This is a genomic window from Actomonas aquatica (assembly GCF_019679435.2).
GTDB lineage: Bacteria > Verrucomicrobiota > Verrucomicrobiia > Opitutales > Opitutaceae > Actomonas > Actomonas aquatica.
On the sequence record NZ_CP139781.1, the window covers coordinates 2,032,388 to 2,047,025 of the forward strand.

A 14,638-nucleotide genomic window follows, 5' to 3' on the forward strand; every position below is an offset into this window, starting at 1 on the left:
ACGCGGCGGCGGAATTAGGCCGCCATGCCTTGTTGGTAAAGGTGGCCACTCTTATTGACCGCATCTTGCGCCCAATATGCGCGCCAATGCAGCCAATCGCGATCCTGCTCCGGATACTCCACGCAGTGAGGGCGCAACTGCTTCTCCAGTTCGGCGTATCCATCCAAAATCTTCCAAAGATCAACCACTGCACTGTAGTTCGTGCGCTTCTCGTAAACGCGCTGACAGGCAAAGAAGGTCTTGTCGAAAAACATGCCGTGTTTGAACGCCAATGCGTGGTTGAGATAATAGTCAGCATGAGAGCCGAGCGTCCCCAGCATGCCGGCAATGTCGCTCCCACCCTGACCCAGCCACCAGTCGGTGCGGAAGATCGCACTGGGGGAGGTGACCACGGAGCGGCACTTGAGGAAACCTTCGCAGCATTGGCGCGGGGTGTTGTAGCCGACGGTTTCGGCCGTGCCCATGCCTCCGGTGATCTTGTTCAACTCGTCGGTGAAGATGCCGCAGATGCCGTAAAACCCGGCCGGGCGTTCGTCGCGCTCCAGCGCCGTCACGGCGCGTTGGAAAAACTCCTTGTTGGCCACGAAGTCGTCGGCCGCCGTGCAATAGAGATACTTGCCGCGCACCCGCGACAACATGTCCTGGGCGGCCGGCATCACGCCGCGGTTTTCCGGGAAGTAGTTCACCTTGATGCGCGAGTCCTTCTTTTCGTATTCGCGCAGGATGTCGCGGCTCTCATCCGTCGAGCCGTCTTCGGTGACCACGATTTCGAAGTCACGAAAGGTCTGCATGAGCATGCCGTTGAGGCACTGGCGCAGGTAGCGACCATAGTTGTAACTGGCGAAGCAGACGGAGAGGAGCGGCGGACGGGACATGGTCGAAAAAAGGAAAAGGGTCAGGCGGATGTCGAAGCGGGTGCGACCGGGCGCGGCGCGGCGATTTCATCCCAGGCGGGAATCATCATCGCCTCGGCAAACTCACGGCGCTCCAGCAGTGGGGCCATGTCTTCCAAGGGACGCGCGGCAAAGGTGCCGTCTTCGCGCTGGCGGAAGCCCTGGCGGGGCGTGATCTCCTGATTCGGCGCCGTGTGCACGACGCAGAGACTCGGTCCCGGCGCGGCCAGCGCCGCGGCCAGACCGTCGCTCAGCTCACCTCGCTCGGTGATTTCAAAGACGGGCAAACCATAGGCCGCCGCGACCTTGGTGTAGTCGGGCAGACTCACCCCACCGGACGCTTGCGAGCCGGTGTAACGCGCGCCGAGAAACTCGCTCTGCGTGTGGCGGATCGACATGTAGCCGCGGTTGTCGGAGATGAAGATTTTGATCGGCAGCTGGTGATGCAGAATCGTCTGCAGCTCCTGGATGTTGAGCTGGGCGCTGCCATCACCACACAGGCAGATGGTGCGACGACGTTCCCCGCCGATGCAGATGCCGATGCTCTCCGGAAACCCGGAGCCCATCGAGCACAAGGCGGTCGACAGATACATGCGTTGCCGGCCTTTCAGCTCAAAGGTCTGGAAGGAGGTGTAAACATTGGTGCCACCGCCATCGACGACCACGAGGTCATCGTCGGCACTCAGGTCCGACAGGGTGCGCACATAATCGTAGGGGCTGATCTCCCCGGTCGTCGCGGCTGGCGGCTGCAGGTAGTCGCGGTAACGCTCACACGCCGCCATCCAGGCGCTGCGCGCCGCCGGCGCCTGAAACGGCGCGCGGGCCGACAGCCGGTCAAGAAAGCGTCCGGCATCGGCCTGCACCGGCAGGTGCACCGGGACCGTGCGCTCCGCGAGTTCATCGGGATCGATATCCACCACCACGATCTTCGCGGTGCGGGCAAAGGCGTGAAACATCGTGCCGGTCACCGGGATGTTCAGATGGGAACCCACCGCGATGAGCAGGTCGCAGTTTTGCACCGCCAGATTGGCGCCCCGCTGACCCGCCACACCCGGTCGACCGAGGTTGAGCGGGTGGCCGCTGGGCATCACATCGATGGCGCCCCAGGTGGTAACGAACGGGAGTTGGGTCTCCTCGACCAAGCGCGCGAATTTGTCGCGGGCTCCGCTGCGCACGACGCCATAGCCGGCGAGCAGGAGCGGACGTTCGGCCTGAGCGATCCAGGAGGCAATGGTGTCGATCGACTCGTGCGTCGGCTCCAGCACGAGGTCGGCCGTGGTGGCATCGTCGGCCGGATCGTAGTGGCGGCAGGTCGCCGGATCGATGTCGGCCCATTGCAGGTCGAGCGGCAGGTCGATCCACACCGGACCGGGACGGCCGGTGGTGGCGAGGTGCAGCGCGCGACCGAGTTCGTAGGGAAAATCTTCGGCCTTTTCGACCATGACGGCCGACTTGGTCATGCTCTCGACCAGCGGAATCACATCCAGCTCCTGCGTGCCCAACTGGCGGATACGCTTGTGGCGGGTGGTGTGCGCCACGCGGGTCTGGCCGGACACAAAAAGACAGGGCACCGAATCGAGCCATGCGGCAGCGAGGCCGGTGATGGCATTGGTCACGCCCGGACCCGTCGTCACGAAACACACTCCGAGGCCTTCGGTGACGCGGGCATTGGCCTGCGCGGCAAAGGCGGCCGCCTGTTCGTGGTGATGAAAGATCGGCTCGATGCGCCCGGTCTGGGCCGCCGAATCAAACAGGTGCACGACGGCACCGCCGGTGAGGCCGAAGACGTTCTTCACCCCATGGTCGGCGAGGGTTTCAGCGAGGTAGTCGGTGAGTTTCATGACGAAGCAACGAAAGTTGGTAGCGGCGGCGGGTCAGCCCACCCCGTTGAAGTGAAAGTAGTGACGAGCCTGGCCACCCTCGACCGGGACGATGGAGCCCACGCAGAACGAAGCCTGTTGCGAGCAGAGCAGCGCGACCATCGGGCTGATCTCATCGGTGCGGCCAAAACGCTTCAGCACGGTGCGCTCCTCGAGGTATTTTTCGGCGTGCTCGGGACGCTCTTCCATCACGGTGGCCCAGTGGCCGCGTTCGGTGAAAACGACGCCCGGCAAAACGGCCGACATGACAATGCCATCGGTGGCGAGCACGCGGCCCATGGAGCGGGTGTAGGCGGTGTAGGCGGCCTTGATCGCGCAATACGGCACCGGGCCGCTGTTCTCCATCGAGGCCCCGGCGGAGATGTTCACGATACGCCCCCAGCCCTTCTCCTTCATCGACGGGATGAAGCAGTTGTTGGTTTCGATGTGCACCTCGAGGTTGAGGCGGAAAATCCGGCGCCAGTCGGTGATCGGGCACAGCGGATCGGTCACGCCGAGCGTGTCGCCGACGTTGTTGATCACGATGTCGGGCACGCCCCAGTTGGCGCGCAACTCATCGGCCATGCGCTGCGGGCCGCCCTCTTCGGCGATGTCGATGACGATGGCGTAGTGCCCGGCTTCCTTGCCGCCGAGCGCCGCCAACGCGGCGGCCGCGTCGTCGGGTTTGCGGGTGGTGAAGGCAACACTCACGCCCTCGCGGGCGAGTTCGGCGCAGATGGCGGCACCGATGCCGGTGGCTCCGCCGGTGATGACGGCTTTCTTTCCTTTGATTCCTAGATCCATGGCTGGGGTTCCGTGGTTAAGCAGCGACCTCCTCGGCCGCTTTGGCCGCCAGTTCTTTGGCGACTTCGATGATGATGTCTTCCTGACCCGCCACGACTTTGCGGCGGCCCAGTTCGAAAAAGAGATCGCGCGCATCGACGCCAAATTGGCGGGAAATGCGGGCGGCGGGTTTGGCAAAGGTCGACACCACGCCGGCCATGCCACTCACGATGCTGCCCGAACGCACGACGGGCACCGTTTCGAGGATCTGCTCCTCGGCGAGATCGGACAACTCGAGCACCTTGTAGAGATCGATCCCGGTTTCATAACCGAGCTTGTGCAGCACGCCGACCAGCACCTCGAGTTGGGTGTTGCCGGCGCCGGCGCCAAAACCGCGGGCCGTGCCATCGACGATGGTCGCACCGACTTCGAGAGCGGCGACGGAATTGGCGACCGCCATGCCGAGATTGTTGTGCGCGTGAAAACCGACCGCGATGTCGAGACCTTGGACCATGACATCGATGCGGCGACGCACCTCATCGGGTAGCAGCGCGCCGGCGGAGTCCATGAGCACGACGCCTTGGGCGCCGGCATCGGCCATCTTGCGGGCCTCCTCGCGCAGCGTTTCCGGCTCGGCCATGTGGCTCATCATGAGGTTGCCGTAGGCCGCGCAACCGCGTTCACGGGCATAGGTCAGATGACGCAGCGTGGTGTCGGCTTCCGTGCAATGGGAACCCACGCGCACGACCTCGGCTCCGAGATCGATGGCCGGACCGAGGTCGCGTTTGATGGTGCCGAAACCGGCGATCACAAACACACCGAGGCGGGAGCGTTGCAGGTTGGCGCGCGCCACGCGGATCATGTCGGCATCGGAGACGCGGGCCAGACCGAGCTGCAGCGAGGACGCGGCGAGACCGTTGCCGTGGCCGACCTCCACCACCGGGATGCCGGCGGCATCGGCGGCGCGACAGTAGGCCGCGATCTGGGCTTCGGTGAGCTGGTGCGCGACCGCATGGTTGCCGTCGCGCAAGGTGGGATCACTGACGAGAATCGAGGTCATGCGGCGACGAGCTCCGGGGTAGGCACCTCGCCGGCCGGGATGCGTTCGGCGGCGGCGATGGCGGCGCAGTTGATGATGTCGAGATTGCCGGCGTAGGTGGGCAACGAGTCACCGCGACCGGCGACCCGCACCATGACGACCACGCGGTTTTGTTCGTAAACCGGCGGGACGATGAGTTCGTAACCCGGCACGTAGGCGCGAATGCGCGTGACCATGGCGTCGACACTGGCGCGCACCCGATCGAGATCGGCGGAGGCCACTTTGGCGCTCACGGTCGTCTGCATGTGGATGGGCGGATTGGCCGGGTTGAGAATGAGAATGGCTTTGGTGCGCGCGCAGCCGGAGAAGCGCTGCAGACCGCGCTCGGTGGTCTCGATGTATTCGTCGAGATTGGCGCGAGTGGCCGGGCCGGCGCTGAGGGACGCGATCGAGGAAACCGCCTCGATGTATTCAATATCTGGTAACACCGCCGCGAGGGCGTGCGCCATGGGAATGGAGGCCTGGCCGCCGCAGCTCACCATGTTGATGTTCTGGGCGAGTTCGGCGCCGTGCGGATCGACGGCGGGCACAAACATCGCGCCAAGATTGGAAGGCGTCATGTCGATGACGCGTTTGCCGAGCTGGCGCAGCAGCGGCCAGTGCCGCTGGTGATCGGCGGCCGAGGTCGCGTCAAAGACCACGTCGCATACGGACGGCTCACGCATGATCGCATCGATACCGTCGGCCGACACCCGCACACCGAGTTCACGCGCCTTGGCCAGTTGCGGGCTGGCGGGATTGCGGCCGATGAACAAGGCGCACTCCAGCACCGGCGAACGGCGGACCTTGATGAGCAGGTCCAATCCGATGCGGCCACTGCCGAGGATGGCGACTTTGAGTTTGGGCGACATGGGCGGAGGCTCAGAACGGGTTGTTGGGCACCAGCAGGTAGCGGGCGTTTTTCTGGATGAGGTGCGGGATGAGCACGCGGGCGCTGTCGAGCGCGGTGAGCAGCACGGCGTGGCCGGAGAGATCGTTGAACTCGGCACTGGAGGCGATGGTGGTGCCGATGCTCGGCCAGGTGCGGCCGTTCTTGTCGGGGTTGTCGTCGACGATGGCCTGCAGCTCGCTGAGGTCGGTGCCCATGTGGTAGGCCAGCGTAGGCACCATCTGTGCGGCGCCGAAGCCCACCGCGGGCACGCCGCGATCGAGGTGGTGACGGAGCTGCGCGGTGAGGTCACTCATCTGGCGACGGTAACGAGCGTATTGAGCGCGAATGTCGGCGGCGGACGCAACCGGGGCGCGGGTGATAGTGGAGGCTTTGGCGCCGTCGGCCGGCTTGCGGAAGGCCACCATCATGGTGCCGAGCCAATAGCCGTAATTAAAACGGTGATCGAGGTATTCGCCGCCGAGGCACTCGACCATGCGTTGGGCGGAGGCCAGCGAGAAGTAGTTGAGGTGCTGGTGAAACACCTGATCGAAGCGGTTGATCGTGAGCAGCGTGTCGAGGCTCGGAATCTCGATCATGAACAACGCTCCCGGACGGGCATGGGCGTAGATCGGGCGGAGCGACTCCAAGGGGTTGTCGACGTGCTCGAGGGTGTGCACCGAAACCACGAGATCGGGACGTTCCGGCAGGTCCTCGGCGGTGATCTCCTCGACGTATTTGCCGAACACGCGGATCTCGCCGGCTTCGGCGGGCTGATGGTCTTTCCAGATCGGATCAAAGCCGGTCAGGTGGGTGGCGCGGGACTGCAGTTTCTTGAGCAGGTAGAGGTCGTTGCAGCCCACTTCGGCGACGGACTCGAAGTGACGGTCGCCCGCCACGTCTTCGATGAAGCGATGGAAGAAATCGTTACCGCGGGTCGAGATCGGGCTGAGCGAAGAGCGGTGCGTGTAGGTGTCCTGATAAAGGTAGATCGGATCGACCGAGTCGCGCAGCTGACCGTGACCGCAGGCGGTGCAGCGCAGCAGCGCTTGGTCAAACTCCGGATAATCGGCGCGGGTTTGCGGCGAGACGAAGATTCCGGTCAGCGGCAGGCGCGGCAGGTCGAGCACCTCTTCCAGGGCGTTGCAACCGCAGGCAGAGCAGCAGGTGCGTTGGTGAGTGGCGACTTTCTCGGCGCGGGGTTGGGTAAGCGTGGTGGGCATCGGCGGTGCGGCGGTGAAGGTTGAGGATCGGGTGTAGTGTTAAAGTGGTGACGCCTCAGGCGGCGGCGCTGAGCGCGGGGAGCGGGGTGACAGTGCTCGGGGCGGCGGACAGGAATTGGAACGCGGCGGCGAGGTCGGCCGCGGAGGCCGGATGCGGGCGGCGGACCTGGTTGGTCGTGGCAAAGGGCAAGGCGGCCGGGGCGGCGGCGGCATCAAATACGACCTGCGGCACATCGCTGAAGTGAGCGGCACAGGACACGCCCGAGCTGTAACCGAGGTAACCCTGGACGGTTTCGAGGAGCGCGAGTTGCGTCATCGTATCCATGCCGAGATCGGCGGCGCGGTAGGCCCCGGCGCCGAGACGCCAGCAGAACTCCACTGGGTCGTCGCCCAGCACCAGAAATTCACATTCTCCCGGGCGGGCATGGCGGGCGAAGAACTCCATCCATTGGGACACGAGCGATAAGGGATCATCGGCCTGGGCAAAAACCGCCCGCGGCACATGCACGGCGTAGAGTCGCGCGGCGAAGTGACGGCGGAACATCCGGGCGTCGCGGCGAGCGGTGTCGGACCAGTGTAGCCGCGGGGTCACGCGACGGGCGGCGCTGAGCTCCGCGAGCGGCGCAAAATCAACGGTGGCTTCGTCGGCGGCCGGTGCGGGCAACGGTAGCGCCACGGGGCGATTCTCCGCGGCGGTGGTTTCGACTTGAAACGCGAATCCGGAGGCCGCGAAGACGCGGCGCAGCAACATTTCGCCCTGCGGCCAACGCGGGGACGTGCCGCGGAGGGTTACCCGCAAAGCGGAGACGTCGTCGCCGTTGGTCGTGCCGTGGGTCCAAGCGTTCAGCTCCGCCCGCATGCGCAGCAGGAGGGCATCGGCCAGCGACGGCGTGCGCTGGGTGAGATCCCAGCTGATCGCAGCGCCGGCGGCGGTGGATTGAGCGTTGGACGTGGGGCGAGACATCAGGCGGCGGCGGGGAAGGTCACCATCGTGTGCACGGCCTGGCCCTGGCGCATGGCAGTGATGGCTTGGTTGATGTCGGTGAGCGCGGTGCGGTGCGTGACCATGCCGCGCGGATCGAAGCGTCCGCCGCGCATGGCGCGGAGGTAACGCGGGATGTCTTCGGCCGGGCGGCTGGACCCGCCTTCGGTGCCGGTGAGCACCTTGCCGAAATGAAGTGGCAGCGTATTGAGCGAAAACTGACGGTCGTGGCGCATCACGCCGATGAGCACGAGACGACCGGTGCGGCCGAGCAGTTGCCAGGCTTGATCGAGCACGGCGGGTTGACCGGTGCCGTCGATCACGACATCCACCGCCTCGCCGTCGAGCAGGTTGCGCACGCTTTCGACGAGGTCGTAGTTGGAGGTGTTGACGGTGTGGGTAGCGCCGAACTGGGACGCCTTTTCGAGTTTGTTGGGCAACAGGTCGGCGGCGATCACCGGGTAGGCCCCGGCGAGGCTGGCGGCCTGAATGGCGCCGAGGCCGATGCCACCCGCGCCGATCACGAGGACCGACTCCCCGATCTCCACTTTGGCCTCGCGGGTGACGGTGCCGAAGCCGGTGGTGAGGGTGTCGGCGAGCAGCGCGGCGACTTCGAAGTCGACGTTCTCGGGGATGACCGTGAGGCGATTCTCCGAGACGACGGTGAACTGTTGGAAGGTGGTGATGTTGCCGGCGTTGATGACCTGGGAGCCGCGGCGATAGGAGACGGGCTTGGCGTTGATGCCTTTGCCCGGACGCCAGTGCAGCACGACGTGATCTCCGGGCTTCACCTGCGTGACCTCGGGACCAACCTCACGCACGATGCCGCCGGCCTCGTGGCCGAGCAGGTGCGGCAGGTAGCGGTCGGGGCCTTTGGCGCCGTCGATCTCACCGATCTGCGAACCACAGATGCGCGTCGCGCGCACCTCGACCAGCACATGGCCGTAGCCGAGCGCGGGCAGTTCGATCTCGTCGATCTCCAACGGAGCACGTTGCTCCACCAAAATGGCAGCCTGGGTTTTCATGGGATGAAACGGGGAGAACCACGAAACACACGAAATACACGAAAGCCTTCAGCCAGCTGGTCGGTGCTTTGATCGGAGTATTCCATTTTCGTGTCTTTTGTGTGTTTCGTGGTTTCCAAAATCAGGGGATGAACCAGAAGAAGTCGCCGGTGTAGCCGACCTGCTCGAAGAGCTTCTTCCAGTCGTCGACGTGGAAGTAGGACTCGGCGGTGAGGATCCAGGAGAGGAGGCGCTGGTGCTCTTCCTCGGTGTGCCAGGCATCGACGGTGATGTAGGACGCGCCGCGGCTCACGCGCTCGATCTCGGCCAGGGCGCGACCGCAGGCGGCGGGGGCGAGGTTGTGAATCGAGTTTATGGATACAACGAAGTCGAAGCTGTCGTCGGCGTAGGGCAGTTGCTCGCCGGAGCCGATGTCGATGAACTCACCCATGCCGCCGTGAGCGTTGAGCTTGGCGTAGGTGGAGACGTCGATGCCGCGCACGGTGCAGTGGGGCAGCACCTGCTTGAAGTCGTGCATGAGAAAGCCCTTGGCGGCGCCGACATCGAGGATGCGCGCATCGGCGGGGAGGTTGTAGAACTCCACCAAACGCTCAGCCACCGGCAGCCAACGGCCGTCGTAGCGGTAACCACCGTAGCCGTGGCGACGCTCGCCGTCGAAGAAATCGAAGTCGAAGCGCTTCGCGATGGCGCGGTCCTCGGCGGTCTTTTCTTCGGCGCGGGCCTTCAGGTTGCGTTTGGTCTGAGGGAGACGGTCGAGCAGGTTAATCTCACGGCCGATCCGCACAGGCGGAGGAAGGGTGGCGGTGTCACTCATGATGAAAGGAAAGGGGTTAGAAGGGGCCGGTGAAGGCGGGGTTGGGTTTGTCGAGTTCGACGCCGGCGGGCACGAGGAGGTCGGCGTCGTTGGGCGGCAGGTCGAGCACCTCACGCACGGCGGCGGCGATGTGGCCGGCGCGCGGATAATAATCGGCGGCGAGCGAGGGGCTGGTGGGCGTCGGGCAGTCGGGCAGGCACACGCGTTTCGGCGCGGCCTTGAGCGCACCGAAGGCGGACTCGCTGATGGACGCGATGAGTTCGGCGCTCATGCCGGCGGACGCCCAGGCACCGTCGGCGACGACGAGTCGGCCGGTGCGCCAGATGGATTGGATGAGGCTCTCGCGGTCGAGCGGACGCAGGCAGCGCACGTCGATCACCTCGGCTTCGATGCCTTCGGCAGCGAGGCGGTCGGCGGCTTCGAGGGCTTCGATCACCATGTAGGACATGGCGGCGATGGTGACCTTGTCGCCGGAGCGAGCGGTGCGGGTGGGACCGAGCGGCACGGTGTAGTGGCCCTCGGGCACCGGACCGGTGAGATGGTGGAGCCAGCGGTGTTCGAGGAAGACGACCGGATCGTCGTCCTCAATGGCGGCGATGAGCATGCCCTTCGCATCGTGCGGAGTGGCGGGCATGACGACCTTGAGGCCGGGAATGTGGGCGAACCAGGATTGCAACGACTGCGAGTGCTGCGGGCCCTGGCCCCAGCCGCGGCCGATGATGGCGCGCATGACGAGCGGCACGCGCTCCTTGCCCCCAAACATGTAGCGCCACTTGGCGGCCTGGGTGCAGAGCTGGTCCATCGAGAGCAGCGCAAAGTCGAGACGTTGGTGATTGATGACTGGGCGCATGCCGTTGACGGCCGCGCCGAGCGCGACGCCGGTCATGCCGGCTTCGGCACAGGGCATGTCCATCACGCGGTCCTCACCAAACTCGAGGTGCAGGTTGATGGTGGTGCCAAAGAAGCCCTTGGGATCGGACACGCCGAGCCCCATGAGGACGACCGACGGATCGCGCGCCAGGCAGGTGGCGAAGGCTTCGCGGATGGCGGCGGCGTAGGAGATTTCGCGCGGCGGAGTCATGATGGCGGAAGCAGGGCGGGTCGGGATTAGGCGGCGGCGTAAACGTGATCGGCCATGGACGCGTTGGCCGGGAACGGCGCGGCTTCGGCGGCGGCAAAGGCCCGATCGATCTCAACCTGGATGGCCTTGATCTCGGTGGCGTAGGCGGTGGCGTCGAAAGCGTGCGCGTCGGTGAGGCGCTTTTGCAGGCGGGCGATGGGATCGAGGGCGCGCCAAGCGAGGTATTCCTCTTCGGTGCGGTAACCGATGTGGTTGTCCCAACCCGGGCCGCAGTGCTCGCGCCAGCGGTAGGTGGCGAGTTCGAGGAAGACGGGTCCCTCCCCTGCCCGCGCGGAGGCGGCGGCATCGCTGGCGAGGGCGTGCACGGCGAGGGCGTCGTTGCCGTCACCATGGAGCGTGCGCAGGCCGTGGCCGGCGGCGATCTGGTGAATGGCGCGTGTATCCGGTTGGCGGACACGCATGGGCGAATAGACCGAGTAGAGGTTGTTCTCGCAGGCGTAGATGATGGGCAGGCGATGGAGCTGCGCGAAGTTGAGGCTCTCGTGAAAGACGCCCTCTTCCGTCGCGGCGTCGCCGAGGAAGGCGACGGTCACTCGCTGGATGCCGCGTTGCTTGTCGGCAAAGGCGAGACCGGTGGCGATCGGGATGGTGCTGCCCACGATGGGCACGGCGCCGAGGAAACCGGCGGCGCGATCGATGAGGTGCATGGAACCGCCGCGGCCGCCGCAGCAGCCGGTGGCGCGGCCGTGCATCTCGGCGATCATGGCGTCGAGGTTGCCGCCCTTGGCGAGGTAGTGCGCGTGCGAGCGGTGGCCGCTCATGGCGAGGTCGTCGGCGCGCAGCGCGGCGCACACGCCGGCGGCGGCAGCTTCCTGGCCGATGGACAGGTGCACCGGGCAGCGCATCTGTTGGCGGGAGTAGCGATCGGCGATCGCTTCCTCAACGAGGCGAATGCGCTCCATGGAACGAAGCAGCGAGGTGGCCAACTCAAGTTGGGCCGACGGGATGCTGGGGGTCATCGGCGTCATGGCAGTGGACGTGGCGGTGGCGGTGGCGAGTGCGGCTGCGGCTGAGGCTGAGGCGAGGTGGCGGGGCACTCAGGCGGCGACCGCGAGGCGCTTCATCGTCTTGATGTTGTAGCTGTTGTCTTCGTCGCGCAGCAGACCGGCTTCGAAGGCGGCTTTGACTTCGAGGATGGCGTCCTCGACGCAGAACGACGGCGTGAAGCCGGTGGCGAGGAGCTTGTCGGAGCAGAGGCGATAGGAGCGCGGGTCGTTGGACGGCGTGCAGACGATCTCAGCCGGCACGTGCTTAGTGACCATCTCGGCGATCTGGCGGATGGAGATGTTTTCAAAGCCGGCGTTGTAGATGCCGGTGAACTCGCGACCGCACTCGAGGAAGTGGTGGTAGACGCGAATCATGTCGCGCAGGTGAATGTTGGGGCGGGTCTGGTCGCCGCCGAAGACGGTGATGACGCCCTTGGTGAGGGCCGACATGGTCAGGATGTTGACCGAAAGATCGAGGCGTTGGCGCGGCGAGACACCGCAGACGGTGGCGGGGCGCACGATGTTGACGCAGATCTTATCGGCGTAGCTGAGGAGCACGCGCTCGGAGACCATCTTGGTTTTGTTGTAGTCGGAGATCGGCACGAGGGAGAGCTCCTCGGTGACGCGCTCCTCTTCCTTCACGCCGTAGACCGAACCGGAGCTGGCGTAGATGAATTGGCCGACGCCGTGGGCGATGGCTTTCTCGACCAGGCGCATGGTGGCGAGGGCGTTGACCTCCCAGTTGAGCTTGGAGTCGAGATCGGCGCAGGGGTCGTTGGCGACGTTGGCGAGGTGGAGGATGGTGTCGATGCCCTCCATCGGGACCGCATCGATGTCGCGAATGTCCGCGCGGATGACGGTGAGGTCGGGATGCGGCGGCAGGTAATTGCCGAACCACTGGATGTCGACGACCGTGACTTTGTGTCCTTGGGCAAGGAGCGATTGGGTGAGCGGGGTGCCGACGTAGCCGCAGCCTCCGGTAACAAGCAAGTTGAGTGATTTAGACATGGAGATCGTCGTGGTTTCTGGGTTCGCGCCCATGGATTGCAGCCCGCATGCCAGTAACGCCTCTGCGCCCGTTACCGCCTGATTATCATTGGCTTAAAACTCTTACAATTTTCCACTCTCCGCTCACGAAAGCGCCCCGACCGAAACCAGACGGGGCGCAGGAAAAAAGTGCCGAGCGTGCGTAGAACCACGAAGAGCGGGCGGGGCGCGGGGCGCGGGACAGGGCTGGGTCGTCGTCCTTAAACAACGAAGTCGGGCGTAAAGCCCGACCCACATGAAGGCAGAACAACTGCTCTTATTTGTGGGTCGGGCTTCACGCCCGACATCCCCCTGCCCCTCCGCCGCCGGTTTGGCGCAATCGCTCAGGCCACCAGCTGGGACTCGGGCGCGATCGGGCGATTGTAGAAGGCTTCGCGATCGGACAGGCGACCCATGCGGTGTTCGGCGGCAATTTCCCAGATCGCGTCGTCGATCTTGTAGGTGGGTTGGAAACCGAGTTTTTGCAGCCGCGAGCTGTCCAGGTTGGACGCGTTCGACGCGCCATGGTGGGCCACTTCGAGGTCGCAGGGAATCTGGTGGGCGACGCGCAGGGCGAGATCGAGGTGGTTCACGGTTTCGAAGCCCGCGTTGTAGAGTCCGGCTGGCAGGGTTTCGCGTTCGAGGAGCGCGACAAACAGACGGACCAGATCTCGCAGATGGGTGTGGCTGGCGGAGCCGGTCGGATCCTCGACCGTGATGCGGCCGCGGGTGAGCGCCTGCATGGTGAAGAGGTTGACCGGCAGATCGAGGCGCATGCGCGGCGAGACGCCGCAGACCAAACCGGGCCGCACCACGTCGACCCGCAGGTCGTGACGGTAGCCCTGCACCAGGCGCTCCGCAAAAAGGAGCGACTTGGACAGCAGGTCCGGAGTCTGAATCAGATCGGCCTCGGTGCGTGCCCCTTCGAGGGTGTTTCCGTAGATGGCCGCGGCGCTGCAGTGCACGAAGTGTTTCACGCCGGCGTTGATGGCGGCCTCGAGCAGCAGCGTGGTGTTGGCGACATTGGTGGACCAGACGAGTTCTGGATTCGTCGCGGCAGTCGCCGGATCGGCGATTCCGGCGAGGTGCACAATGGCATCAATGCTGGCGAGATCGATGCGCTGCAGATCGGGCAAAGGATCGAGAGACAGGTTGAGCCGCGGATGAATCGGGAGGTTGCAACCATGCCATTGCGCGTCGATGACGGTCACATCATGGCCGAGGGCGAGCAGAGTCTGAGTGAGGGGGGCGCCGATGTAGCCGCAGCCGCCGGTAACGAGGAGATTCATCTGAAAAAGTGGGACAAAGAGGGATCGAAGGAGGGACGAAAAAACAGGCCGGGATTCGCCTCCAGCTCCCGCCGCGAGGGACTCGCGGCGAGGGTGATCTCCGGGACCAATCGGGGACCACGCAGCGCTGGATGGGAGGTGAATCACGTCACGCCCAGAGAGATTGCATGCCGTGTGCCAATCGCTGGCGATGGCCCGCAGGTATATTGATGTGCAACGGGTTATAGTTTTTGGACGCGATGGCGGCATGGAGGAGGCTGGCTCGCGAGCCGGGGCGACGGCAGAACTTGCCGAGGTGTGAGTGGCCGGTGGCTGAGGGGCAACAAGGAGCGGCCGAGACGGCCGCTGCTACATCCCGAATCCCGCATCCCGCATCTCGCATCTCGAATCCCGCATCCCCCATCCCGCATCGCGCATCCCGTATCCCGCATCCCGTATCCCGCATCCCGCCCGCAAACGCCAAAACGCGCGCTCGCCGGGTGAAGGGCAAACGCGCGTTTTGATTGTTTCTCGATGCATCCCGTTGGAGACGGGAGGATCGAAGATCTGATCAACGGAGCTCTTTTAACTAACTATCGGAAGAACCCTTACCAAGCGTCCCCCCATGCGGCGTCCAGACCGCATGGGGGTAGCTTTGGAAGAAACCGAAT

Annotated in this window: 13 protein-coding genes; all 13 read right to left on the minus strand. The window is 64.9% G+C overall.

Annotated elements, in window-relative coordinates; translation table 11 throughout:
- Positions 1-14: 14 nt before the first annotated feature.
- The 13 genes from K1X11_RS07810 to K1X11_RS07870 all read right to left on the minus strand — a co-directional run bounded on the left by K1X11_RS07810 (position 15) and on the right by K1X11_RS07870 (position 13,988).
- Entirely contained in the window at positions 15-875 is an 861-nt protein-coding gene (locus tag K1X11_RS07810) for a glycosyltransferase family 2 protein (RefSeq protein WP_221029999.1), read from the minus strand.
- A gap of 20 nt (positions 876-895) precedes the next feature.
- Positions 896-2,734 carry a thiamine pyrophosphate-binding protein gene (locus K1X11_RS07815; RefSeq protein ID WP_221029998.1) on the minus strand — a complete coding sequence of 613 codons (1,839 nt, stop codon included), beginning with the start codon at positions 2,732-2,734 and terminating at the stop codon, positions 896-898.
- Between the two features lie 33 nt (positions 2,735-2,767).
- On the minus strand, positions 2,768-3,556 hold the full coding sequence (locus K1X11_RS07820; protein ID WP_221029997.1) for an SDR family NAD(P)-dependent oxidoreductase: 789 nt from the start codon (positions 3,554-3,556) through the stop codon (positions 2,768-2,770).
- 16 nt (positions 3,557-3,572) lie between these two features.
- Positions 3,573-4,595 carry a 4-hydroxy-2-oxovalerate aldolase gene (gene dmpG, locus K1X11_RS07825; protein WP_221029996.1) on the minus strand — a complete coding sequence of 341 codons (1,023 nt, stop codon included), beginning with the start codon at positions 4,593-4,595 and terminating at the stop codon, positions 3,573-3,575.
- Positions 4,592-5,485, minus strand: coding sequence for an acetaldehyde dehydrogenase (acetylating) (locus K1X11_RS07830; RefSeq protein WP_221029995.1), 894 nt, complete (start codon positions 5,483-5,485; stop codon positions 4,592-4,594). The genes dmpG and K1X11_RS07830 overlap by 4 nt, the downstream gene beginning before the upstream one ends.
- Before the next feature lie 10 nt (positions 5,486-5,495).
- The gene (locus K1X11_RS07835; RefSeq protein ID WP_221029994.1) at positions 5,496-6,725 is read right to left on the minus strand and encodes a class I SAM-dependent methyltransferase; all 1,230 of its coding nucleotides are present in this window, start codon (positions 6,723-6,725) and stop codon (positions 5,496-5,498) included.
- A gap of 55 nt (positions 6,726-6,780) precedes the next feature.
- Complete coding sequence (locus tag K1X11_RS07840; RefSeq protein ID WP_221029993.1) at positions 6,781-7,689, minus strand: hypothetical protein; 909 nt, start codon at positions 7,687-7,689, stop codon at positions 6,781-6,783.
- On the minus strand, positions 7,689-8,732 hold the full coding sequence (locus K1X11_RS07845) for a zinc-binding dehydrogenase (protein WP_221029992.1): 1,044 nt from the start codon (positions 8,730-8,732) through the stop codon (positions 7,689-7,691). Before K1X11_RS07845 ends, K1X11_RS07840 begins: the two co-directional genes overlap by 1 nt.
- 121 nt (positions 8,733-8,853) lie before the next feature.
- Positions 8,854-9,546, minus strand: a complete 693-nt coding sequence (locus K1X11_RS07850; RefSeq protein ID WP_221029991.1) for a class I SAM-dependent methyltransferase — start codon at positions 9,544-9,546, stop codon at positions 8,854-8,856.
- Positions 9,547-9,562: 16 nt separating this feature from the next.
- Positions 9,563-10,627 (minus strand): alpha-ketoacid dehydrogenase subunit beta, encoded by a 1,065-nt coding sequence (locus K1X11_RS07855; RefSeq protein ID WP_221029990.1) that lies wholly within the window; start codon positions 10,625-10,627, stop codon positions 9,563-9,565.
- A 26-nt stretch (positions 10,628-10,653) separates the two neighbouring features.
- Positions 10,654-11,724, minus strand: coding sequence for a thiamine pyrophosphate-dependent dehydrogenase E1 component subunit alpha (locus K1X11_RS07860; RefSeq protein WP_221029989.1), 1,071 nt, complete (start codon positions 11,722-11,724; stop codon positions 10,654-10,656).
- Positions 11,725-12,681 (minus strand): NAD-dependent epimerase/dehydratase family protein, encoded by a 957-nt coding sequence (locus K1X11_RS07865; RefSeq protein WP_221029988.1) that lies wholly within the window; start codon positions 12,679-12,681, stop codon positions 11,725-11,727. It abuts the gene before it with no gap.
- Between the two features lie 362 nt (positions 12,682-13,043).
- Entirely contained in the window at positions 13,044-13,988 is a 945-nt protein-coding gene (locus tag K1X11_RS07870; RefSeq protein WP_221029987.1) for an NAD-dependent epimerase/dehydratase family protein, read from the minus strand.
- Positions 13,989-14,638 lie beyond the last annotated feature (650 nt).

Excerpts from the sequence above, each read along its gene's own strand:
- K1X11_RS07845 (WP_221029992.1), bottom strand. The coding sequence starts at position 8,732 with ATGAAAACCCAGGCTGCCATTTTGGTGGAGCAACGTGCTCCGTTGGAG.
- dmpG (WP_221029996.1), bottom strand. The coding sequence starts at position 4,595 with ATGACCTCGATTCTCGTCAGTGATCCCACCTTGCGCGACGGCAACCAT.
- K1X11_RS07815 (WP_221029998.1), bottom strand. The coding sequence starts at position 2,734 with ATGAAACTCACCGACTACCTCGCTGAAACCCTCGCCGACCATGGGGTG.
- K1X11_RS07865 (WP_221029988.1), bottom strand. The coding sequence starts at position 12,681 with ATGTCTAAATCACTCAACTTGCTTGTTACCGGAGGCTGCGGCTACGTC.
- K1X11_RS07870 (WP_221029987.1), bottom strand. The coding sequence starts at position 13,988 with ATGAATCTCCTCGTTACCGGCGGCTGCGGCTACATCGGCGCCCCCCTC.
- K1X11_RS07810 (WP_221029999.1), bottom strand. The coding sequence starts at position 875 with ATGTCCCGTCCGCCGCTCCTCTCCGTCTGCTTCGCCAGTTACAACTAT.
- K1X11_RS07820 (WP_221029997.1), bottom strand. The coding sequence starts at position 3,556 with ATGGATCTAGGAATCAAAGGAAAGAAAGCCGTCATCACCGGCGGAGCC.
- K1X11_RS07835 (WP_221029994.1), bottom strand. The coding sequence starts at position 6,725 with ATGCCCACCACGCTTACCCAACCCCGCGCCGAGAAAGTCGCCACTCAC.
- K1X11_RS07840 (WP_221029993.1), bottom strand. The coding sequence starts at position 7,689 with ATGTCTCGCCCCACGTCCAACGCTCAATCCACCGCCGCCGGCGCTGCG.
- K1X11_RS07855 (WP_221029990.1), bottom strand. The coding sequence starts at position 10,627 with ATGACTCCGCCGCGCGAAATCTCCTACGCCGCCGCCATCCGCGAAGCC.
- K1X11_RS07850 (WP_221029991.1), bottom strand. The coding sequence starts at position 9,546 with ATGAGTGACACCGCCACCCTTCCTCCGCCTGTGCGGATCGGCCGTGAG.
- K1X11_RS07830 (WP_221029995.1), bottom strand. The coding sequence starts at position 5,485 with ATGTCGCCCAAACTCAAAGTCGCCATCCTCGGCAGTGGCCGCATCGGA.